This is a genomic window from Ruegeria sp. CE9, assembly GCF_056537425.1.
In genome coordinates, this window is the sequence record NZ_JBQFRO010000008.1 from 1 (window position 1) to 21,590 (window position 21,590).

Genomic DNA, 21,590 nt, shown 5'->3' on the forward strand with positions numbered 1-21,590 from the left:
CCAACGCTAAGTGTCGCGGGATGGAGCAGCCCGGTAGCTCGTCAGGCTCATAACCTGAAGGTCGTAGGTTCAAATCCTACTCCCGCAACCAAATCCCAAACAAAACGTTCGATCTACAAACAGTCCACTGGATCAATGGTTTAACGTAGTCAACTCAGCAGAAGCATCACTGCGAGCAACAAAATTTTAATCCCTAATCACCGACTTCAAATGAGAGCAGCAGCTGTCTACCGCGTTGCGGTGTTGAGTTGGAACCATAAACTTCTGGTGGTGCTCGTCGGATTTCCGAGCCAGCCCATTGGCCAACTTACTATCGGAAACTCAAAATTTCGGCTACTTTAGATGTGCGTGCCCCATCTCGATCCAACCTGTTTCTGAAGGAAAGGGAGCATAGTTTTGTCTATTGATTTTCCAAATTGGCCGCCGGAACCTTACAACTCAGGCAGTTGGCCACCACCGTGGCTAAGATTTGAGCGCGAGTATCCAAATTCGCAACGGCGCTCACGACTAATATCGCATTCCGATGCGCCGTATATCGCCATCGCAACGGATGAAGAGACTGATCGGGAAACACTTGGAGCTATTGCTTCGGACTATTTGGATAAAGTTGAAGATTATCTAACAAGTCATGGGCAATCGTTGAATTGGCCTGAAGGCTGGGGCGGAAATCAGTTCAATGACAACGCCAACGCTGGAAGCTGGGACTTGGTACACTGGCTGGATATCTGGCCTCCGGTTGATAGTGGTTCGAATGACAACCCACCTCAAATTGCGTCTTGGAACCTGTCTCGTAATGAACTCCACGGTTTGCCAGCAACAATTGTCATGGTGGCGACGGAGTTCATAAATGATCAGGGGGAACCTGCCGAATTCTCAATCGGTGTCAGCGTTCCTATGCTGGTTGAGAAAACTGATGGCGGTAAACTCCGTGTCATCATTCGCTCGTTCACAGCAGAATACCCGGTTGTATCGCATCAGAGTTGGTCGACCGTGGATGCCAAGGCTGCTTTTCCGTCTCGAGAGGAACGCCAGATCGAACTTGGGGCGCTTACTAATGATTTGGTAAACTACCCATCTGATATCTTGAATCAAATTGGGGCCGCGGCTTCCGTTGAACCGAGATCCATTGATCTAGAGCAAATCTTTGTCTTGTCCGATGTTGACCCGGATTTTCTGGAAGAACCGGTTGTGATCGAAACAGTTTCGAAAGCGCTTGGGTCAATCGAGCGATTTCCAAATCGCTTGAGCTATTCGGTGACCAACAAGATCAAGGCGATACCAATTGGCGGTGCGCAACAGCGACAATTCCACTTCGAATTGTTATCCACTGAATCCTGCCCACTGATCACCCATATAGGTGAGGGCGAAGCAAAATTTTGGACTCAAGTTCCGCCTGCTTCGAAACTACCTTTTGATCCTACAAATCCCGCATTGCCTTACGATTGGGATCGAAGGCGACCCACTCGTACAGATGATTTCCTCAATCGCTTCAGAGAGTTGGGGAAACTGACGAACGGAGTTGAATTGACGCTGGAAGATATGGGGTTTCGTGTTCGCCGATGTCCAGATTTTGTTCCGGGAGACCAGGATGGACTTGGCAATCCCGGACCGACCAAAGTTTTGAGACTATCTGCGAACAAGGAGATTCTACTTCGAAGTAATGAGTATTCAGCGTTACTTGCCTACGTTAACTGCGTTGAATTTTTCGAATTGTTGAGATCGTTTGGAATTATCTTGGACGATTTCGTTGTTCGGGCAGAAAGGGACATCCAGATCTTTTATCGGTACGGTATTGCTCCGGGACCTGGCAAAGATGGGCGAACGGTGAACGCACAGGTCGCTTATGACTGCAAATCTGATGCTGCGACGCTGCCGACAATTCGAATGAACCTCGCTCTGGCGGAACTAACGCGTTGGGACCGGCCATTGAACAGCGACGGAGAGCGTACCTGGGCGCAACCCCTCGGCCTCGCGACTGACAAGCGCTGGATGCTTCATGAGTTTGGGCATTATTTGTTGGCTGCGCGTCTTGGGAAGCTTGAGTTTGATTTTGCGCACAGCGCCGGTGACGCAATGGCCGCTATTGTTTGTGATCCGGAGTCCAGGCTGGCTGACCCGCGAAATGGTGTCGCTGAAAGCTATCGTGGAATCACATTCCCATTTGTGTTTTCGACGCGTCGCCACGACAGATCCCCCACGTTAGGTTGGGCGTGGTACGGAGAGTTGAACCGGTCTGTTATTGAATCGCCGCCAACTGGTTGTGACGACCTGAAGGGTTATTTGACAGAACAAATTCTTTCGACAACGCTCTTCCGGCTTTATCGTGCGCTGGGTGGAGACTCGATGGATGCGGACGCACCGGATGTTTACCTGCGCCAACGTGCCTCCTTTCTGACGATGTACTTGTTGGTAAGGGCAATTCAATCATTCGGGCAATCGCCATCTAGGGCAGAAATGCTGGAGCTTGCGATTGAGCAAATTGACCGTTTGCAGGCTGGAGTGATCGAAATGCCTCCTATCCCGGACCTACCAAACAATCTACCCCAACCGGATGGTTGGAAAGGTGGCATGGTCCACAAAGTGGTTCGATGGTCATTCGAAACGCAAGGCATGTTTGTCGAAAACCTTGAAGAGACACACAACGGCATGGGCAAAGCGCCTGACGTCGATGTCTATGTCGAAGATTCTCGCCCGCTTAGAGAGATGGTGAACGGAAGTTGGTTCAATTACGGCGTAGGCAGTTATTGTCCGGTCTCGCTAGATTGGCGTGATGATGCGCAATGGATAATGCCGGATGAGGTGATTTTCGGGAATCGTGGATCGGTCACTGCTGAGGGTTGCAAGCTTCGCCGGTGGTATGGGGTGGTATTTAATCCAGAAGAGGATTGGGGCCTTTCCTCCATTATTATCTGGCTTCCGCTCTTTTCACAGGAAGACATTTTGCCGGACATTGGAGCAGGCGACAGGCGGGTTCTGCCGTTCAACGATGAGGGCGAAGCCCTGGCTGAGATTGAGCAGATAGTGAACGCCGACCGGCCGCAAGGTAGCACAGCATATGGTCTGGCACTTTATGAAATCACCTGTCCAGACGATCGCGCTAATACAGATCCGCTGCAAAGCCTTGGGGTGGCTGTCGGGACAACACCCAGCAACCTACCCAAAACACCCCGAGCGTTGACCGATCTCGTAACTAATGACAACAATCTTGGGTTGCGGGTTATTCAGTTTATATGACTTCCGGCACAGGATCACTGTCCCATGGCGTAGGCCATTCGACTTTTGACGCCTCCAGCACCGTCATCAACGTCGGACAATCGATACCCGCTATTGGATTTCCATCGACGTCTGTGTCGTTGGCTCTGTCAAACAGGGCATCCCAAATACCTGCAGCCAGATGGCGACTGGCCGTACTGTCGGTCGGGTAGTGCACGCCAATACGTTCTCGGTTCACTGCTATTCGATGCGCAATTGAGAGCAGTGGTGACTTTATGGGCGCGGTCCCGCGCAAGTCACTCCATCTTGGTTTCCGAAGCAGGTGCCCATCCTCCGGACTTGGAACAATATCCGCACCATCAATTGAAACTTTATCTTTCAGCACACCGTAGCGATAATAAATTCCCGGTATTTCAAGCAAAAGAAGCGAAATGAAATGCGCAAGAAATGAATGTCCGCTTGGGAATGCCGGATGTGCGGGTGGGCCGAACGGTACAGTTAGGCCGGGGCGGAGGATCGATGGTCGCACTCTTTTGTAATATGCTTTGTAAGCCATGTAGATCACGTTACCGATTGCCAGCCCGACGTTTATCAGGTCGAGCGTATTGGGGTGATCAAACGAATTGATGCCCAGAAAATGAATGAGATAATCCGGTAGACCATCTGCCTGGACGTCGCTTTCCACAAGATAGTTCCACCGATCGTCCTCCATATAGATTTTAAGTTTCTCCAACTCGCCCTTGATAAAAAGGAACGCGGCCAAATTCTCGGCGGCTGTATTTCCGGGTTGCCATTTCAGGTCGTTTGCTTCCAGCCAACGCAGCTTAATCGGGTCGATACCTGGCGGGATGCGGCCAGGGGAAATCGGTAACCATTTCCCGAATTGCCCAGCGATCTCGAGGGCTGCGAGCGTCCCGGGCTCACTCCGGTCAGCGGCGCGCAGCCACTCACCCAATTGTGGATCAAACGGAAGTGTCCAGAAACGCAAATCCGGATCCCAGTCGGCGGTCGTCCATTCCAGCGGGTCACTATTAGGTTGGTAGGGATTGATTATGAATTCGAGCGGAAATGGAGTTTCACCGGAATTGTCCGGTGTGAAGTTAAGCGACCAAGGCAATAGCGCCAGTTCAATGGGAGTAGCATAGTAGCTGCGGATAAAGCCGATGCCACCGTCGGCTCCGACCGGGATCGCCCCCATGCCCATGCCCATGCCGTTACCCATGCCCATGCCCATGCCGTTACCCATGCCCATGCCCATGCCGTTACCCATGCCCATGCCCATGCCGCGACCCATGCCCATGCCCATGCCACTACCCATGCCACTACCCATTCCGTTGGCTGTGTCCTTTCTAGAAGTCATTGGAAATCCCCCTATCGAATAATATGGACTTGAGATTTCGTCGGCTCAAAGTCCTCTAACGCGGCAAACCCGCAATAAATAACCCACTTTTTAGGGCTAATTTGTCTTCTCTACGTACAAATGGATACCACGAAACAAACCGATCCACCGAGAAATCTTTGTCGAGCCTTAGAATCTCGGCACCAACGGCCCGCGCCCTTTCCTCTTGACCGTTCATTGCAAGACTGGCCGCCAGAATTCTCAAGGTCGCAATAAAGCGAGAGTTGACCTGACGCGCCTTCTGCAACCAGGAAATTGCTTCAGCATAATTTCCCGAGGAAAACTCGGCGATTCCAACCCCGGTCCACCAAGTAAAATTCAAGGTATCAAACGGGCTTAGTTTAAATGCATTCTGAAATCGGGGTATCGCCTCGTCTCTTCGGCCTAAATACGACAATGTCACTCCACTGGTCGCCCAGCCGAGTGCATTATTCTGATCGAGGGACAGGGCCAGATCAAACATCGACATCGCTTGATGCGGATCACCCTCAATGAGGCTTGTCAGATGCCCAGCGACCACTTGGCAGAAAGGATCATCAGGATCCAATGCGATGGAATGTCTGGCATGCTCAACAGCCAGCCGTTTGTCGCGTTCAGGATTGTCAGAGCGCTCCTCGCCAACGAGGTAATTCAATCGCCAAGCGGAGTAAGCATAGGCCCTGGCATAGGTAGGATCCAGTTCCATAGCCCTTTGCAGCGCTATTCCGGATTGATGATATCCCTCATCCGTGAATCGATATAGTTCTGATGCAGCCTTGAGAACGCAGTCATACGCATCAAGGCTGTGGGTAGAACGATTTCGAACGCGTTCAATTCCATGCGCGTTCAGACGGGGCTCGAATGAACCGACAACTGAGGCAACTATTGTGTCTTGAAAATCGAATAGATCTTCGGCGGTCCCGTCGAACGACTCGGACCAGATTGATCGGTTCAAGGCAACATCAACCAACTCCGCTGTAATCCGAAGCCGATTGCCCTGTCGGCGTACGCTTCCATCCATTACATAGTTTACGCCCAACTGCGCCGCGATCTCCTGGAGATCAATCGAGCGTTTGGCGAAACGCAATGTGGAGGCGCGGGCGATTACGTGAAATGCATGGCTGCGGGATAGGCCGCTGATAATGTCTTCGGTGATCCCTGATCCAAAATACTCTTCCATTTCATGTCCAGAAGACGCGCGAAACGGCAAGACGGCCACTGTAGGTCGCGATGTCCATTCAATGAAAGGTTGGTGCAGGCTCGCGCTTTCTGAGGAAGAAGATTCCAATGGCACGACCTGAAACAAGTGAATAATTCGATTGATGTTTTTTAGCCGTGGCGTCCCAATATCTCTGAAGCGGACGTTGATCTTACTGCCTGCCAGCTCTCGAACCAGCCCTGTCGCAACAATTTGACCCGGCGCTGCAGCGTCATGAATACGTGAGGCAATGTTGACGCCGTCACCCAATATGTTTCCGTGGCTCACCAAAACATCTTCGACATTTACTGCAATCCTTAGTTGCAGATTTTCACGTGTGCCCCTTTGCGCTTCTGGATGTGGTTTCTTCTGAGCGTCGACAGCCCATTTCAAGGCAGCAACCACACTGCTGAATTCAACGAGGATCGCGTCTCCGACAGTTTCGACCAATCGGCCATCATATTGCTTAAGCAATGGCAGCAGCAACTCTTCTCTGAGCGATTTCCACTGGTTGCTTGTCCAAACATCGTCTTCTGCCATTAGGCGGGAAAAACCGGCAACATCTGCGAACGCGACAACTGCAAGCCTGCGCGTTTCAGAAACTGGAGTTTCGTTTTCATTCGCCATTAAAGGTCTTTCTGAAGAATCCTGTTCTCTGTTTGGGGATGTTAACCTGAAAGCAGAGTAACGGTTGGATTGTCTTCGGTCTATTGCCTCATCCAATGATGAGAGTCCTCAAGCGCCTCTGATATGAGCGAAATGGTTCTATCACTGAACATTTCGGCTTGTCCGACTTCGTGTTCAGTCATGAGATCAATCAGCCTAGGGTGGAGGATAGCCTCAACTATACGCGCCATGGCAGTGCGATCCGCGTTGACCAGGGTGCTGCCGCGAATGCAAGTGGCCGCTGATTCTGGGATTGGATGCCCCGAACCAGACATTGCTGCTAGTTTCAGCAAAGGTCGTTGCGCCCTCCTGAAACCAGCGCCAAGCCATAGCTGACAACAAGGTTGCATGCTTGGCGCAGTTAAGTATCAAGCGAAAGGCAGAGACCGGAGAGGTACCATCGCAGCGGAGCAATTAATCAGCGAAGAACAACACAGTGGACCACGGGCTCAGCACATCTCAATAGTAGGTGATTACCGATAGCCAAGCGCAAGCGAATAAACGACGAGAATTTGGCGATGCAGTTGAGCAACAGGTCAAGCCGTATTTCTGACTATGTTGGCTTCGAAAGCACATTGAAAATGATGTTTAAGCAATCTAGCGCTTCCGCGAGAGCAAGTTTCCGCTAAGTAAACGCGCGCGCACTTTCAGCACTATCAATCTTGATCTATGTCGAGCAAAGCAAATCGGTGAGGATCAAAATGAAACTCAGTGCATTGGAAATCGTTTGCGTCGTTTTGGCCAGCGCTGTGGCAGTTGCGGGATTTGCTGGTGCTGTAAGCGCGCTCGTCTCGGCAATTTGATACCTAGGGTAACGCCAACAGAGCTAGCTGCAACGTGTTACGCCCTTGCAGTTTTTGTTAGAATGTAAGTCGATAATCATTCTTCTAAGCAGTTGTAATAATTAGAAAAACCTTACTAGATTCGTGCTGCTGACTATTTAGTGTACTGGCCCCGTGCTTAGTGAAACGGCCCTGAGGTAGTTTCGTTCTACACAACATAGGTCGATGCCTTGAAGGTATGGTTCCACCTGGCAGAGGGGTTGGTGAGGGGGTCAAGACCAACCCCTCTGTAGGGGGAATAACGGATCAGTGAAAGTGGCCCGTTGAATACAAGCTAAACGATCCCGACCAACGCGCATATTGGGGGTTCCCCGTAGTCGGAATTTAATCTTTCCGACATATTCCGGACACGTGATGCATTTATTGAAAACGAGCGGCGCGCCTAGAAGATGTCTGATGATTTCTTGAGGGGGTACGAGTTTGGCGCGTCGTACCTTGACCCTCATTCAATTTCCCAAAGCATTATATGAGGCTGATAGCAGCGCCTTGTTTCAAGGATGCATCTGCTGCATCGGCCAGAACCTGCGCGCGCAGCCCATCGATGATACTGGGTGCAAGCTGTTCTGATCCGGACACGGCGGCAACGAAGTGGGCCATCTCGGCCTGATAGGCGCCCTCATAACGTTCAAGAAAGAAATGCTGCGCGGGCGCTTTGCGAAAACCCGAAGGAGTCGCGACTTCAACCACATTTTCCAGCATGTTTTCAGCCCGCAACATGCCCTTTTCACCATGCACCTCGATGCGCTGATCATAGCCGTAGCTGGCGCGGCGCGAGTTGGAGATCTGGCAGATCTTGCCGCTGGCGGTGGTCAGGGTGACGGCTGCTGTGTCGACGTCTCCGGCCTTGCCGATCTCGGGATCGACCAGCGATGATCCGACGGCATAGACGCTGACCGGTTCTTCGCCCAGCAAGAACCGCGCCATATCCAGATCGTGGATCATCATATCGCGGAACAACCCGCCCGAGCTTTCGATATAGCTGATGGGTGGCGGCGAGGGGTCGCGGGACAGGATGGTGACAATCTCGACCGCGCCGATCTCGCCTGCCGCAATGCGGGACTGGATGTTGGCAAAGCTGGGATCGAAACGGCGGTTGAAGGCCGTCATGAAGGGCACGCCGGTGGCCTCGATCACTTTGACGCAGTCGCGGATGCGGTCGGCGGACATGTCAACCGGTTTCTCGCAAAAGATCGCTTTGCCTGCCTTGGCCGCTTTGTGGATCAGGTCGTAATGGGTGTCGGTGGGGGTGCCGATGACCACCGCGTCGACATCAGCGCTGTCGATCATTTCTTCTGCCGACAGAACCATCGCGCCCGTTTTGGCGGCCAGCATCTGCGCGGGCTCTTCGAAGGCGTCCGCCACGGCTGCGACACGTGCGCCGTCGATTTGCCCGATGGACCGTGCATGGACCTGGCCAATGCGACCACAGCCCAGTAATCCGATATTCAGCATCTCATGCCCCTTTGAAGGCTTGTAGAACCCGGCGGGTCGCCTCGACCACCGGCTCGTGTGTATCTTTCAGTATTTGAACGCGGTCGAACCTGTCCGGATCGGCATTCACGGCCGTTCGCAGGGCATTCCCAAAGGCCATCCGCAGTTCGGTTCCGATGTTGAATTTGCAGATCTTCGATCCGCGCGCCAGAGCAGTACGCTGCGCGACGGGTACGCCCGAACCGCCGTGGATCACCAGAGGTATCTCGGTCACAGCTTCGATGGCGCGGATGCGGGCCTCGTCCAGGCCGCCTTCTTTGTTCTGTTGCAGATGGACATTGCCGACCGAGATCGCCATCGCGTCGACGCCGGTTTCCCGGGCGAATTGCGCGGCCTCATCCGGATCGGTTCCGTCCGAACCTTCGCCGCCGGAATAGCCAACAAAACCGATTTCTCCTTCGCAAGAGACACCGGCAGAATGGGCCATTTCGGCAATCGCTGCGGTCTCGGCGATGTTCTGCGCCAAAGGCTTTCGCGAGCCGTCGAACATGACCGATGTGAAACCGCTGTCGATGGCGATGCGGCAGTCTTCATGGGTGTAGCCATGGTCCAGATGGGCCACGACCGGAACGCTGGCCCCCTCGGCCAGATGGCGGAACATCTTGCCCAGAATCGGCAGCGGCGTGTGTTCGCGACAGGATGGGCCGGCTTGCAGGATGATGGGCACGTCTTCGGCTTCGGCGGCGGCCACATAGGCGCGCATATCCTCCCAGCCCAGCGTCACCAGCCCGGCCACGGCGTAGCCGTCGCGCAGCGCCGGCTGCAGCACGTCCGATAATGTCACAAGGCTCATTTGAACTTGGCCACCATATCCATGATGCCGGGGATCGTATGCAGCTGATCTGCATGGGTCGGCTGGAAATACTGCTTCAGCGAGCGTTGGCTGAGACCACCGAGAATGGTGAAATAGTACATCTCGTACCCGGGCAGCACGGCACAGGGGTGATAGCCCTTGTCGATCATAATCGTTGAGCCATCCATGATGTGATAGGCGTCGCCCGGTTTGTTATCCTCGCGTTGCAGCATCTGGATGCCTGAGCCGTAATTGGGCCGGAAGCGGAAATTGTAGGTTTCGTCATGGCGGGTCTCGATCATCTCGCCATCGTCACCGTTGCGATCAGTGTCGTGCTTGTGGCTGGGGAACCCGGACCAGCCGCCCTGACCGACCGTGAACAGCTCGGACACCAATAGACGCCCGACTTTGTCATGGTGATTTGCACCCAGGATGTGCTTGATCTTGCGATGGGTCTTGGTGTCGTCCGAGCCATACTGCACTAGGTCAAGCTCGGGTACGCGAACGTCGAAGGGTTCCAGCACACGGTCGAACTTTGCACCTGCAATGAAGGTTTCGGTTTCGTCCGTCACGCAGGTGATGCGAACCTTGGCTCCAACCGGAACGTAAACGCCTTCGGGGTCGCCATCCCAGACATCAATGGTGCGGTTGCCGAGATTGGTGAACTCGGCGCCATCCACGTCTACATCCACAGTTCCGGTGGCGGGAACAATGCAGGTCTCGTACCCCGGCACGGCATATTCGAACACTTCGCCCTTTTTCAGTTTGACGATGTTGAAATAGTTTAGCGGCACCAGATCATGTTCGGCATCAACGATGGGTTTGTTCTGGTTGTCATGGGGCGCGATATGCATCTGCGTCTCCTTTCAGGTATCCGTTGGGCCCGGGTGCCGAGCCAGAAAATCGTCAAGCTGAGGGGTCGTTGGCATGGCTCCGGCGCAACCGGGTTTCGACACGACGATCGACGCGCAGGCCGAGCCGCGCAGCACTGCATCGCGCAGGTCATGCCCTGCAGCGATCGAGGCCAAGAGACCAGCCAGGAAACTGTCGCCTGCGCCATTGGGCTTTACGGCGGTCACCGGGTAGATGCCGGTGCGAATTTCTTGCCCCTCGGTTAATGTGATGGCCCCTTCGTGGCCCATCTTGTAGATCACCATTTTGCCGTTGGCGGCAAGTTCGCGGGCTTTGTCCAAACCCTTGTCGATTCCCCCAGCCATAAAGCCGAATTCTTCGTCATTGCCGACGATCAGATCGCTTTCGTGGCCCGCGCGGGTCAAGACTTCTGAGGCGACTTCGGGCGACGGCCAGCTATAGGGCCGATAATCGATGTCAAAGATCACCGGCAACCCGGCGGCGCGTGCGTTTTCAAACGCGCGGAACGTGGCCGAGCGGGAAGGCTCGGCTGCAAACACCGTACCCGCCGTTATCAGGCCCGAGAACGCGCTGAAATCGACCGCGTCCATATCCGCCTCGGTCACTTGAAAATCGGCAGCGCCATTGCGGTAGATAACGTTCTGAAAATCCTCGATGCAGCTTTCATAGACGGCCAGAGAGGTTCGCGCTTCACCCCCCACAGCGCGGATATACCGTGTCTCCACGCCATAATCCCGCAGCCGGTTCACGCAGAACCGCCCCACAGCATCATCAGAGACCGAGGTGACCAGCGCCGCTTGTGACCCGAGTTTTACCAGTCCGGCGCAGATATTGGCGCTCGACCCGCCCAGATCGGCGCGAAACACTTGTGCATCCTCGCTTTTCGTCCCGACCGGATCGGCAAACATGTCCATGCCTGCCCGACCAAAAACAGCAAAGCGGTTGCCTTTTATGCCTTCGATGAGTGTCACTTGCGCCCCTCGGTATTGCCTGCCCGTGCAGCGTCCAAAACCTCGGGGTAGGGATAGTTCAGACCCAGCAATTGCCGCAGGTCGGAGCTGGCCTGATCAATAAATTCCTGAGGCAAGGCTGCAGGCATGTCTTCCATCGGTTTGACCCATTTGGGCAGGTATTGGATCAGAATCGCGCTGCGGTCGTGATCTGCATTGTTCGGCATCGCGCAATGCCAGGTCACGCCATAAAACAAGGCGACATCGCCGGGCTCGCCCGTCATGCGTTCGCATTTGTCGTAGAAATTGTCTTCGGGTGTGGGATACCGCAGCTCTTTTTGCGACCCCGGAACATAGCCGGTCGCGCCGCTTTCCTCGGTGAACGGGTCCAGCAGGATCGAGACCTGTGCATTCATCGGAAAGGATCCGTTCAGACCCACAGGATGTGTTTCGGGGCTGTGAAAATCCCAATAGGGATAATCGACATGTGGCTCTTGCCCGGGGCCACCCGGCAGCAGGCGGTTGGCGGCGATCGAGCCCATGATGAACTCGGTCCCAAGAAACTTGCGTAAGACTTTCATCAGAACCGGATGCGCGGCCATGCGGGAAAACACATCGCCCTTCGCCAGCAGGTTCCAGACCCTCCGCTGCAGGTTCAATTTACCGTCTTCCTCGGCAGCACCTTGAAAATGCGTCACCTTCTCGGCCGCTTCTTCGGAATGCTCCATGATGATGGCGCGCGCCTCGGCGATCTCCTCGGGCGAGAAGAGGCCCGAGATGGCAACGGCTCCGCCGCCATTCAGCAGTTCATCGACGATAACGTCAGGATCAGCGGTTTCTGCGGTGAACCGTTTCATCAGATGCCCTTACGCTGCTTTTCACGAGTGGTTTCCCACTCGACATGCGCATCGCGGACCTTCTCGTCGGCAGAGGTGTGGGGTGTGCCAACCTCCCACCACGTATGGCCTTCGGTGGTCCAGCCTTCGTAGGCGTCCACATCCATCACGATCACATAAGTCTTGTCGCTGGCCTTGGCGCGCGCGAACGCCTCAGCCAGCTCCGCCGGATTTGCGACCTTTTCGCTGGTCGCCCCCATCGAGGCCGCGTGGGCCGCGAAATCAACGCCAAAGGCTTCGGGGATGGTCGGGCAGTCTGCCAGCAGGTTGTTGAAGCTTTCATTGCCGGTGTTGTTCTGCAGCTTGTTGATGACCGCAAAGCCGCCATTGTCCAGCACCAGAACGATCAGCTTCTTACGGCTCAGAACCGAGGAGTAGATATCCGAGTTCAGCATCAGGTAAGAGCCGTCACCGCAAAAAGTGATCGTGTCCTTCTCGGACTCGCGCTCGGATTGGGCAATGCGCGCGCCCCAAGCGCCTGCGATCTCGTAGCCCATGCAGGAAAAGCCAAACTCGACATCGACTGTGCCGATATCCAGGGTGCGCCAATTGGCAGTGACCTCGGCGGGCAAACCTCCGGCAGCGGCGACTACACGGTCGCGCGGGTCGCAAAGCTCGTTCACAACGCCGATGGCTTGCGCGTAAGAACTCGGACGATTCCCGTACGCGACATTCTCGGCCACATAGGCATCCCATTTACGCCGTTCGTCCTTCGCCAGAGATACCCAATCGGATGGCGCAGTGTAATCAATCGCCTGTGTTAGAGCCTGTATTGACAGTTTTGCATCCCCGACAACCGGCAATGACATATGCTTGCCCGCATCATGTCGCGCGGCGTTGATCGAGATGAACTGGGCGTCCTTGGAAAAGGCCGTCCATGATCCTGTCGTGAAATCCTGCAGTCGGGTTCCAATGGCAACGATCACATCGGCCTGTTCCGCAATCGCGTTGGCACTGTCCGATCCAGTGACGCCGATCGGGCCAATGTTCAGCGGATGGGTCGCCAGCATATTCGCGCGGCCAGCGATGGTTTCGACCACCGGAATCTGGTGCTTTTCAACTAATTCGGTCAGTTCAGCCGCGGCTTGCGAATATTGCACACCGCCACCTGCGATGATCATAGGGCGTTTCGCACCGGCCAGAGCGGTTGCCGCATCGGCAATCTCATCCGCATCGGGCGACTGGCGGCGAATGCGGTGCACTTTTTTCTCGAAGAACTTCACCGGGTAGTCATAGGTCCAACCCTGCACATCTTGCGGCAACCCGAGGAACGCAGGCCCGCAATCGCCGGGATCCAGCATAGTCGCAACGGCGGCGGGCAGAGACTGAATCACCTGCGCCGGATGGGTGATGCGGTCCCAATAGCGGCTGACCGGTTTGAACGCGTCATTCAGGCCGAAGGTCGGATCGTTGAAATTCTCCATCTGCTGTAGAACAGGATCGGGCAGGCGGGTGATGAAGGTATCCCCGCACAGCATCAGCATCGGTAGGCGGTTGGCATGGGCCAGTCCAGCAGCCGTCAGCAGATTCGCGGTGCCAGGCCCCGCACTGGCAGTGCAGAACATGAATCGCTGACGTAGCCATTGCTTGGCATAGCCCGAAGCGGCGAATCCCATGCTTTGTTCGTTCTGCCCACGATACAGCGGCAGCTCATCCCGCACTGTGTTCAGGGCTTCACCCAGGCAGGTCACGTTGCCATGGCCAAAAATCCCGAAACCCCCGCCACATAGGCGATATTCTTGCCCGTCGATCTCGATGAACTGGTTCGACAGCCAGCGAATGATCGCCTGCGCTGTTGTCAGGTAAACAGTGTCGTGTTGCGCGGACATGTCTGCGGGCTCCTTTAGGAAAATTGCGGTGCTGTGCCGAATGCAGCTTGCGAGAGTCCTATTCTCACGATACAAGTTTTGCAACCGGTTGCAAATGGTTTTCAAGAAAAAGCGGAGGAGGGCGTCGGAATGGCAGAAATCGGCATTGGCATTCTGGGCGGCGGATATATGGGCAAGGCCCATGCGGTGGCGATGTCCTCGGTCGGTGCTGTGTTCAACACCGCGTTGCGCCCGCGTCTTGAGATGGTGTGCGCCTCTTTGCCAGACAGCGCCGAGCGATACCGCAAGGCTTATGGCTTCGCGCGTTCGACCGATGATTGGCGGGTGCTGGTGAATGATCCCAAGGTCGAGGCCATTGTCATTGCAACACCTCAGGAGACCCATCGTGAGATTGCGTTGGCCGCGTTTGCGCTGGGCAAGCCTGTACTATGCGAAAAACCTCTGGGCGCATCGATGGAAGATGGCGCTGCAATGGTGGCCGCTGCCGCTGAGTCCGGCCTGCCGAATATGGTTGGCTTCAACTACATTCGTACGCCTGCCACACAATTCGCCCGCCAGCTGATCGCGGATGGAGAGATTGGTGATGTCACTTGGTTCCGGGGTGAACATACGGAAGATTTCTATGCCGACCCGTACGCACCGGCCACGTGGCGCACCACGGGTATGTCTAACGGTACGATGGGTGATCTGGCACCACATATGATCAACGCCGCAATCGCCCTGATCGGCCCGATCACGCGCGTCATGGCCGAGGTTGAAACCGTTCATGTAGCGCGACCCGGTGGGGAGGTTGACAATGACGACCACGCCCAAATGATGGTGCGGTTTGACAGCGGCGCCATGGGGTCGATGTATTTCAGCCGCATCGCAACCGGGCGCAAGATGGGTTACGCCTATGAGATCAACGGCACCAAAGGCGCGATCCGCTTCGATCAGGAAGATCAAAACGCCCTGTGGCTTTATCGTATGGAGGGCCCGGAGGCCGAGCGCGGGTTCCGCAAAATCCTGACCGGTCCGGCCCACCCGGACTATGAGCCCTTCTGTCAGGGCCCCGGCCACGGCACCGGATATCAGGATCAGATCATCATCGAAGCGCGTGATTTCCTGCACGCGATCGAGACAGGCAAACCGGTTTGGCCAACCTTCAATGACGGGCATGAGGTCAACCGGATCGTCGCGGCAGCGTTGGCATCGGCGGCGGCGGAAAGCTGGAAAAACATCGAAGATTTCTGAGCATCGGAGACAAGACAAGATGAGCATCAGAATTGGCAATGCGCCCTGTTCATGGGGCGTGGAATTTGCGGAGGACCCGCGCAATCCGCATTGGAAATCCGTCCTCAGCGAATGTGCTGAGGCCGGGTATAAGGGCATTGAACTTGGTCCCGTGGGCTTCATGCCTGAGGACCCCGCGGCTCTGGCCGATGCGCTGGCCGAGCATGATCTGGAGTTGATCGGCGGCGTGGTGTTCCGCAATTATCACAACCCCGACGATTGGGAGGATGTGCTGGACGCCACCCACCGCACCGCGCGCGCGTTGAAGGCACACGGAGCGCAGCACCTGGTTCTGATCGACGCAATCTCTCCGCGCCGGGCACCTACAGCGGGCCGCGTTGACGAGGCCGAGCAGATGGACAAGGCAGAATGGACCGCCTATCGCGACCGTATCGCCGACAGCGCGCGTATCGGGTCCGAAGAATACGGGCTGACCGTTGGGATGCACGCTCATGCAGCGGGCTTTATGGATTTTGAGCCGGAACTCATTCGACTTCTGGATGAAGTGGATGAAAACCTGCTGAAAATCTGCTTTGACACAGGCCATCATTCCTATGCCGGTTTCGACCCCGTGAATTTCATGCAGCGTTACGTCGACCGGATCTCGTACATGCACTTCAAAGATATCTCGCCGACGGTAAAGGCGGATGTCATCGCCAACCGAACGGGCTTCTACGATGCCTGCGGGCAGGGGATTTTCTGCAATCTGGGTGAGGGAGATGTTGATTTCCCAACCGTGCGGCAGGTGCTGATGGATGCAGGTTTCACCGGCTGGTGCACGGTAGAACAGGATTGCGACCCGACGCTTGACCCCGACCCGGTTGGTGATGCGCGAATAAACCGTGAATACCTTGAATCCATTGGTTTCAGTTGAGGAGGTCCAAACCATGACCAAGCTGAGATGGGGCATGATTGGCGGCGGCGAAGGCAGCCAGATCGGACCCGCGCACCGGCTGGGTGCGCTGGCAGACGGGCACTTTGAATTCACAGCTGGGGCGCTTGATCATAGGCCCGATGTTGGTCGCGAATACGCGCAGCGATTGGGTATCGCGGCAAACCGGGCTTATGGCGACTGGACCGAGATGCTGGCCGGAGAGCGCAACCGCGAGGACCGGATTGATCTGGTCACAGTCGCCACTCCAAACGCAACGCATTTCGAGATCACCAAGGCTTTCCTTGAGGCCGGGTTCAACGTGCTGTGCGAAAAGCCAATGACCATGACCGTGGAAGAGGGTGAAGAGATCGTCAAAGTCGCCGAGAAATCCGGGAAGATTTGCGCGGTCAACTACTGCTATTCCGCCTATCCTATGGTGCGGCAGGCCCGTGCGATGGTGCGCGCTGGTGAGATTGGCAAAATCCGTCTGGTCGTTACCAATTTCAGCCACGGCCATCATGGAGATGCCACTGATGCCGACAATCCCCGAGTCCGCTGGCGCTATGATCCGGCGATGGCAGGCGTGTCCGGGCAGTTCGCCGATTGTGGCATCCACGCGATGCACATGGCTGGGTTCATTGCGGATGATGAGGTTGAGACCCTGTCTGCAGATTTCGCTTCCACCATCGGAAGCCGCGAGCTGGAAGATGACGCCATGGTCAATTTCCGAACGCAAAAAGGCGCAGTGGGCAGACTGTGGACATCGTCTGTCGCCATCGGTCGGCAGCACGGGTTCGACATTCAGGTGTTTGGCGAAACCGGTGGCTTGCGCTGGGCGTCCGAGCAGCCAAATCAGTTGATCTATACCCCCGTTGGCGGTCGCATGCAGATCATCGAAAAAGGTGAGGGCGGTTTGCACGAAGAGGCTCAGCGCCTAAGCCGCGTTGCGATTGCACATCCCGAAGGGTTCCCGCTGGCGGTTGCGAATATCTATTGTGATTTGGCAGATGCGATTGCTGGCGAACCCCGCGACGGGTTGCCCAACGCCGCAGACGGTGTGCGGTCGATGGCGGCGGTCCATACAGCCGTTGAGTCCGCAAAACAGGGCAGCGCGTGGATGGACGCGCGTCCGCCAATGTTCCGTTAACACTAGGGGGTGGGGCGTAATGTGCCCCGCTCAACCACCGAGCAGGGGAAGATCCGCGCCTCTGGATATCGATCAGGCTCGTTCAAAGTCGCCACCATCAACTCGATCGAGGAGCTGACGATTTGCCGGATCGGCTGGTGGATGGTTGTGAGGTCAATATTTTCCCACCGCGCCATTTCCATATCGTTCAGGCCGATCAGGCCAATATCCTCGGGCACCTTCAGGCCGCTGTCACGAACGGCCGACAAAGCGCCGATCGACAGCACGTCATCGCCGCAGAAATACGCCTGCGCGGGTTCCGATTTTAGCAAACGCAACATTTCGCGGCGTCCTGCATCAAAGGAATAGGCGTCGGCAAAGGAATACGATGTTCGGATGCTGGGGTGCTTCGACATCTCGGACATGAAGCCAGAATACCGGTCCTGGGTCGAAGTAGCGGCCTCGGGCCCGCCCAGAAACGCAATGTTTTCATAACCGCGTGCGACGAGTTGTTGCGCCGCCATCCGTCCACATTCGGTGTTGTCGATTCCGACCACATGGACTTGAGGTGAAGATGAATAGCGCCCGAAACTGTGAACTACCGGCACACCTGCATCGCGGAATGCCTTGGAGAACCCGGGTGGCAGTGTTGAAGAGGCCACGACCACCCCATCCACTGAATACTGGCGCAACATCCGCACCGAATTGGCCGGGTCGATCTCATCCGTCAGATTGACCAGCAAGGGGCGAAGGCCCCGATCCTGCAGGCCCCTGGTAAAAAGGTCGAAAACTTCAAGAAAGATCGGGTTGTGGAAGTTGTTCGAGACCAGCCCGATCAGCTTGGTCCGCCCGGTCGTCAGTGAAGAGGCCAGCGCGTTCGGGCTGTATCCCAGTTCATGCGCGGCCTTCTCAACCTTGCGGCGCATTTTGTCGGAAACCGAGGCCCCATCGGTGAAAGTGCGCGATACAGCGGACCGGGAAACACCCGCGCGTTCTGCAACCTCTTTCAATGTGACAGCCATATTTCGTCCGACCTTTCTGAATTCTGTGGCAGTCCTTTTACCGATATTCTTTGGTAGATACAGTATGAAACACATCTGATATCTTTTGCAACCGGTTGCAAAATGTGAGCAGATATGCTCTAACTCGAGTCGGAGAGGTGCAAAGGACAACCTCAATCCGCGATAACATGAGTTTTGGGAGGACATCATGACTTCACTGACGAAGAAGCTGGCGCTGGCGGCGGTGGTTGCTGCGACGCCGCTGATCGCAGCCACAAGCGCTGCGGCGGAAGGTGAGAAATATATTCTGGTCAGCCACGCACCGGACAGCGACAGTTGGTGGAATACCATCAAGAACGGCATCGCGCTGGCGGGTGAGCAGATGGGTGTTGAGGTCGAATACCGCAATCCACCCACTGGCGATCTGGCTGACATGGCGCGGATCATTGATCAGGCAGCGGCGTCGGGGCCGAACGGGATTATCACTACATTGGCGGACTACGATGTGCTGAGCGGTCCGATCAAATCAGCCGTGGATGCGGGCGTGGATGTGATCATCATGAATACCGGCAGCCCGGATCAAGCCCGCGAAGTTGGCGCGCTGATGTATGTGGGTCAGCCTGAATATGATGCCGGTTTCGCGGCAGGCCAGCGCGCCAAGGGTGATGGCATCGGCTCGTTCCTGTGTGTGAACCACTATATCGTTCAGCCTTCCAGCCAGGAACGGTGCCAAGGCTTTGCAGACGGTCTCGGCATTGAGCTGGGCGATCAGATGATCGATGCCGGTCAGGACCCTGCCGAAATCAAAAACCGCGTGCTGGCCTATCTGTCAGCGAATCCGGACACGGATGCGGTTCTGACACTGGGGCCGACCTCGGCTGATCCGACCATACTGGCGCTGGAAGAAAACGGCATGGCCGGCGACATCTATTTCGGCACCTTCGATCTGGGTGGTGAGATCGTCAAAGGCATCAAGTCCGGCGTGATCCAGTGGGGCATTGACCAGCAGCCCTTCCTGCAGGCCTACCTGCCGGTTGTTGTGATGGCGAACTATCATCGCTATGGCGTACTGCCCGGCAACAACATCAACTCGGGCCCTGGTTTCGTAACTGCTGATGGTCTGACCAAGATCGAAGAATTCGCCGGCGAGTACCGCTAATTCTTGTAACGCGGGCGCCTTGTTAGATAGGCGCCCGCTGACAGCTTTCTGACTCAAAATCACTGCTTAATTCGGAGGGGCGTTCTAATGAGCGAGTCTGCTCAAAACACGGCTGTAACCGACGAACGGATCAAAGAGATTTCACCACTGCGCAAGGCCTTGATTCGGCCTGAACTTGGCGGGATGGTCGGCACCGTTGCCGTCTTCACTTTCTTCCTTTTGTTCGCTTTCGACAGCGGCATGTTTAACGCACAGGGCATGATGAACTGGTCAGTTGTCTCGGCGCAGTTTATGATCATTGCCGTGGGTGCCTGCCTTCTGATGATCGCGGGTGAGTTTGACCTGTCAGTCGGGTCGATGATCGGCTTTTCGGGCATGATGATCGCTATTTTCTCGGTCACGCTGGCGTGGCCGGTCTGGATGGCCATTATCGTCACGTTTGCAATGGCGGTGGCAATTGGTGCGCTGAACGGCTGGATCGTGATCCGGACGGGTTTGCCCAGTTTCATCGTAACGCTGGCCTTCCTGTTCATCCTCCGCGGCTTCACCATCTTCCTGCCGCAGGTGATCGAGCGCAAAACTATCATTGGCGGCGTGAAGGACGCGGCCGAAGGGGATTGGCTAGCGCCGATCTTCGGCGGAAAAATCCTGCAAGGCCTGTTCCAGTGGATGGGTGATGCGGGGATCATTGCCGTGTTCGAACGTGGCACCCGCGCCGGACAGCCGGTGGTGGACGGTGTGCCGATGCTGATCGTCTGGGCGATCGCACTGATCATCTTTGGTCACGTGCTGCTGACTAAAACGCGGTTCGGCAACTGGATCTTCGCCTCGGGCGGGGATGCCGAGGCGGCACGCAACTCGGGTGTGCCTGTGAACCGGGTCAAGATACTGATGTTCATGTTCACGGCCTTCTGCGCCACCGTCTTTGCAGTCTGTCAGGTGATGGAGTTCGGATCGGCGGGTGCCGACCGGGGCCTGCTGAAAGAGTTCGAGGCGATCATCGCCGTGGTCATCGGCGGCGCGCTTCTGACCGGAGGATACGGCTCGGTACTTGGAGCGGCGCTGGGCGCGTTGATCTTTGGCGTGGTGCAACAGGGGTTGTTCTTTGCCGGTGTCGAAAGCTCGCTGTTCCGAGTGTTCCTGGGCGTGATCCTGCTGGGGGCTGTGATCCTCAACACATATATCCGCCGCATCATCACGGGAGAGCGTTGATATGAATCCCGAACATGAACCCATCATCCAGATGAAAAACATCGAAAAGCACTTCGGCAGCGTGATCGCGCTGGCGGGTGTCTCGGTGGACGTGTTTCCCGGTGAATGCCACTGCCTTCTCGGCGACAACGGTGCGGGCAAGTCGACCTTCATCAAAACCATGTCGGGCGTGCACCAGCCGACACACGGAGAGATTCTGTTCGAAGGCCACCCCATGCATTTCGCCGACCCGCGTGATGCCATCGAGGCCGGGATTGCAACCGTGCACCAGCATCTGGCCATGATCCCGCTGATGTCGGTCTCGCGCAACTTCTTCATGGGCAATGAGCCGGTAAAGAAGGTCGGACCTCTTCACTTCTTTGATCATGACTATGCCAACAAGGTCACGATGGAAGAAATGCGCAAAATGGGCATCAACCTGCGCGGACCGGATCAGGCGGTGGGCACCCTGTCAGGTGGTGAACGCCAGACGGTTGCTATCGCACGGGCGGTGCATTTTGGGGCCAAGGTTTTGATCCTGGACGAGCCGACCTCTGCCCTTGGTGTGCGTCAGACGGCCAATGTGTTGGCGACCATCGACAAGGTGCGCAAGCAGGGCATCGCGGTTGTCTTCATCACCCATAACGTTCGCCATGCCCTGGCGGTGGGGGATCGGTTCACGGTTCTGAACCGGGGTCAAACGCTGGGAACCGCGCAGCGTGGCCAGATAACTCCAGAAGAATTGCAGGACCTGATGGCCGGTGGTCAGGAAATGGTCGAGCTTGAGGGCAGCCTGGGCGGAACCGTTTAATATCCTTGCACCCCGCTGGCCACGCCG

At 55.9% G+C, this 21,590-nt stretch carries 16 protein-coding genes and 1 tRNA gene; 8 read left to right on the forward strand and 9 right to left on the reverse strand.

Annotated features, from left to right (window positions below; genetic code table 11):
* Nucleotides 1-14: 14 nt before the first annotated feature.
* Both ACR0B3_RS15220 and ACR0B3_RS15225 read left to right on the forward strand, forming a co-directional pair.
* Nucleotides 15-91 (forward strand) — tRNA-Met (locus tag ACR0B3_RS15220).
* Between the two features lie 305 nt (nucleotides 92-396).
* Nucleotides 397-3,234 carry a hypothetical protein gene (locus tag ACR0B3_RS15225; RefSeq protein ID WP_480809836.1) on the forward strand — a complete coding sequence of 946 codons (2,838 nt, stop codon included), beginning with the start codon at nucleotides 397-399 and terminating at the stop codon, nucleotides 3,232-3,234.
* Here ACR0B3_RS15225 and ACR0B3_RS15230 read toward each other — a convergent pair.
* The 8 genes from ACR0B3_RS15230 to iolD all read right to left on the reverse strand — a co-directional run bounded on the left by ACR0B3_RS15230 (nucleotide 3,227) and on the right by iolD (nucleotide 14,129).
* Nucleotides 3,227-4,573, reverse strand: coding sequence for a phosphatase PAP2 family protein (locus ACR0B3_RS15230; RefSeq protein WP_480809837.1), 1,347 nt, complete (start codon nucleotides 4,571-4,573; stop codon nucleotides 3,227-3,229). The genes ACR0B3_RS15225 and ACR0B3_RS15230 overlap by 8 nt on opposite strands.
* A 55-nt stretch (nucleotides 4,574-4,628) precedes the next feature.
* Nucleotides 4,629-6,512 (reverse strand): adenylate/guanylate cyclase domain-containing protein, encoded by a 1,884-nt coding sequence (locus ACR0B3_RS15235; RefSeq protein ID WP_480809838.1) that lies wholly within the window; start codon nucleotides 6,510-6,512, stop codon nucleotides 4,629-4,631.
* Nucleotides 6,513-7,759: 1,247 nt separating this feature from the next.
* The gene (iolG, locus tag ACR0B3_RS15240) at nucleotides 7,760-8,749 is read right to left on the reverse strand and encodes an inositol 2-dehydrogenase (protein WP_480809839.1); all 990 of its coding nucleotides are present in this window, start codon (nucleotides 8,747-8,749) and stop codon (nucleotides 7,760-7,762) included.
* A gap of 1 nt (nucleotide 8,750) precedes the next feature.
* Entirely contained in the window at nucleotides 8,751-9,581 is an 831-nt protein-coding gene (locus ACR0B3_RS15245) for a class II fructose-bisphosphate aldolase (protein ID WP_480809840.1), read from the reverse strand.
* Nucleotides 9,578-10,435: a 5-deoxy-glucuronate isomerase gene (locus ACR0B3_RS15250; protein ID WP_480809841.1), complete on the reverse strand. Its 858-nt coding sequence runs from the start codon at nucleotides 10,433-10,435 to the stop codon at nucleotides 9,578-9,580. The genes ACR0B3_RS15245 and ACR0B3_RS15250 overlap by 4 nt, the downstream gene beginning before the upstream one ends.
* A 12-nt stretch (nucleotides 10,436-10,447) precedes the next feature.
* A complete protein-coding gene (iolC, locus tag ACR0B3_RS15255) occupies nucleotides 10,448-11,425 on the reverse strand; it encodes a 5-dehydro-2-deoxygluconokinase (RefSeq protein WP_480809842.1) in 978 nt (325 codons plus the stop codon).
* Entirely contained in the window at nucleotides 11,422-12,261 is an 840-nt protein-coding gene (locus ACR0B3_RS15260; RefSeq protein WP_480809843.1) for a phytanoyl-CoA dioxygenase family protein, read from the reverse strand. The genes iolC and ACR0B3_RS15260 overlap by 4 nt, the downstream gene beginning before the upstream one ends.
* Nucleotides 12,261-14,129 carry a 3D-(3,5/4)-trihydroxycyclohexane-1,2-dione acylhydrolase (decyclizing) gene (gene iolD / locus ACR0B3_RS15265; protein WP_480809844.1) on the reverse strand — a complete coding sequence of 623 codons (1,869 nt, stop codon included), beginning with the start codon at nucleotides 14,127-14,129 and terminating at the stop codon, nucleotides 12,261-12,263. Before iolD ends, ACR0B3_RS15260 begins: the two co-directional genes overlap by 1 nt.
* A 129-nt stretch (nucleotides 14,130-14,258) precedes the next feature.
* Between iolD and ACR0B3_RS15270 the strand changes: the two genes are divergently transcribed.
* The 3 genes from ACR0B3_RS15270 to ACR0B3_RS15280 are packed head-to-tail and all read left to right on the forward strand — an operon-like array spanning nucleotide 14,259 to nucleotide 17,422.
* Nucleotides 14,259-15,362: a Gfo/Idh/MocA family protein gene (locus ACR0B3_RS15270; protein ID WP_480809845.1), complete on the forward strand. Its 1,104-nt coding sequence runs from the start codon at nucleotides 14,259-14,261 to the stop codon at nucleotides 15,360-15,362.
* A 19-nt stretch (nucleotides 15,363-15,381) separates the two neighbouring features.
* Nucleotides 15,382-16,275 carry a TIM barrel protein gene (locus ACR0B3_RS15275; protein ID WP_480809846.1) on the forward strand — a complete coding sequence of 298 codons (894 nt, stop codon included), beginning with the start codon at nucleotides 15,382-15,384 and terminating at the stop codon, nucleotides 16,273-16,275.
* A 13-nt stretch (nucleotides 16,276-16,288) separates the two neighbouring features.
* On the forward strand, nucleotides 16,289-17,422 hold the full coding sequence (locus ACR0B3_RS15280; protein WP_480809847.1) for a Gfo/Idh/MocA family protein: 1,134 nt from the start codon (nucleotides 16,289-16,291) through the stop codon (nucleotides 17,420-17,422).
* A gap of 2 nt (nucleotides 17,423-17,424) precedes the next feature.
* On the opposite strand, the gene ACR0B3_RS15285 is transcribed toward ACR0B3_RS15280, so the two are convergent.
* Nucleotides 17,425-18,423 (reverse strand): LacI family DNA-binding transcriptional regulator, encoded by a 999-nt coding sequence (locus ACR0B3_RS15285; protein ID WP_480809848.1) that lies wholly within the window; start codon nucleotides 18,421-18,423, stop codon nucleotides 17,425-17,427.
* Between the two features lie 187 nt (nucleotides 18,424-18,610).
* Here ACR0B3_RS15285 and ACR0B3_RS15290 point away from each other — a divergent pair, with 187 nt between their 5' ends.
* The 3 genes from ACR0B3_RS15290 to ACR0B3_RS15300 all read left to right on the forward strand — a co-directional run bounded on the left by ACR0B3_RS15290 (nucleotide 18,611) and on the right by ACR0B3_RS15300 (nucleotide 21,563).
* Complete coding sequence (locus ACR0B3_RS15290) at nucleotides 18,611-19,561, forward strand: sugar ABC transporter substrate-binding protein (RefSeq protein WP_170587586.1); 951 nt, start codon at nucleotides 18,611-18,613, stop codon at nucleotides 19,559-19,561.
* Between the two features lie 87 nt (nucleotides 19,562-19,648).
* Nucleotides 19,649-20,773 carry an ABC transporter permease gene (locus ACR0B3_RS15295; protein WP_170693400.1) on the forward strand — a complete coding sequence of 375 codons (1,125 nt, stop codon included), beginning with the start codon at nucleotides 19,649-19,651 and terminating at the stop codon, nucleotides 20,771-20,773.
* Nucleotide 20,774: 1 nt separating this feature from the next.
* Entirely contained in the window at nucleotides 20,775-21,563 is a 789-nt protein-coding gene (locus ACR0B3_RS15300) for an ATP-binding cassette domain-containing protein (RefSeq protein WP_480809849.1), read from the forward strand.
* Nucleotides 21,564-21,590: the final 27 nt, after the last annotated feature.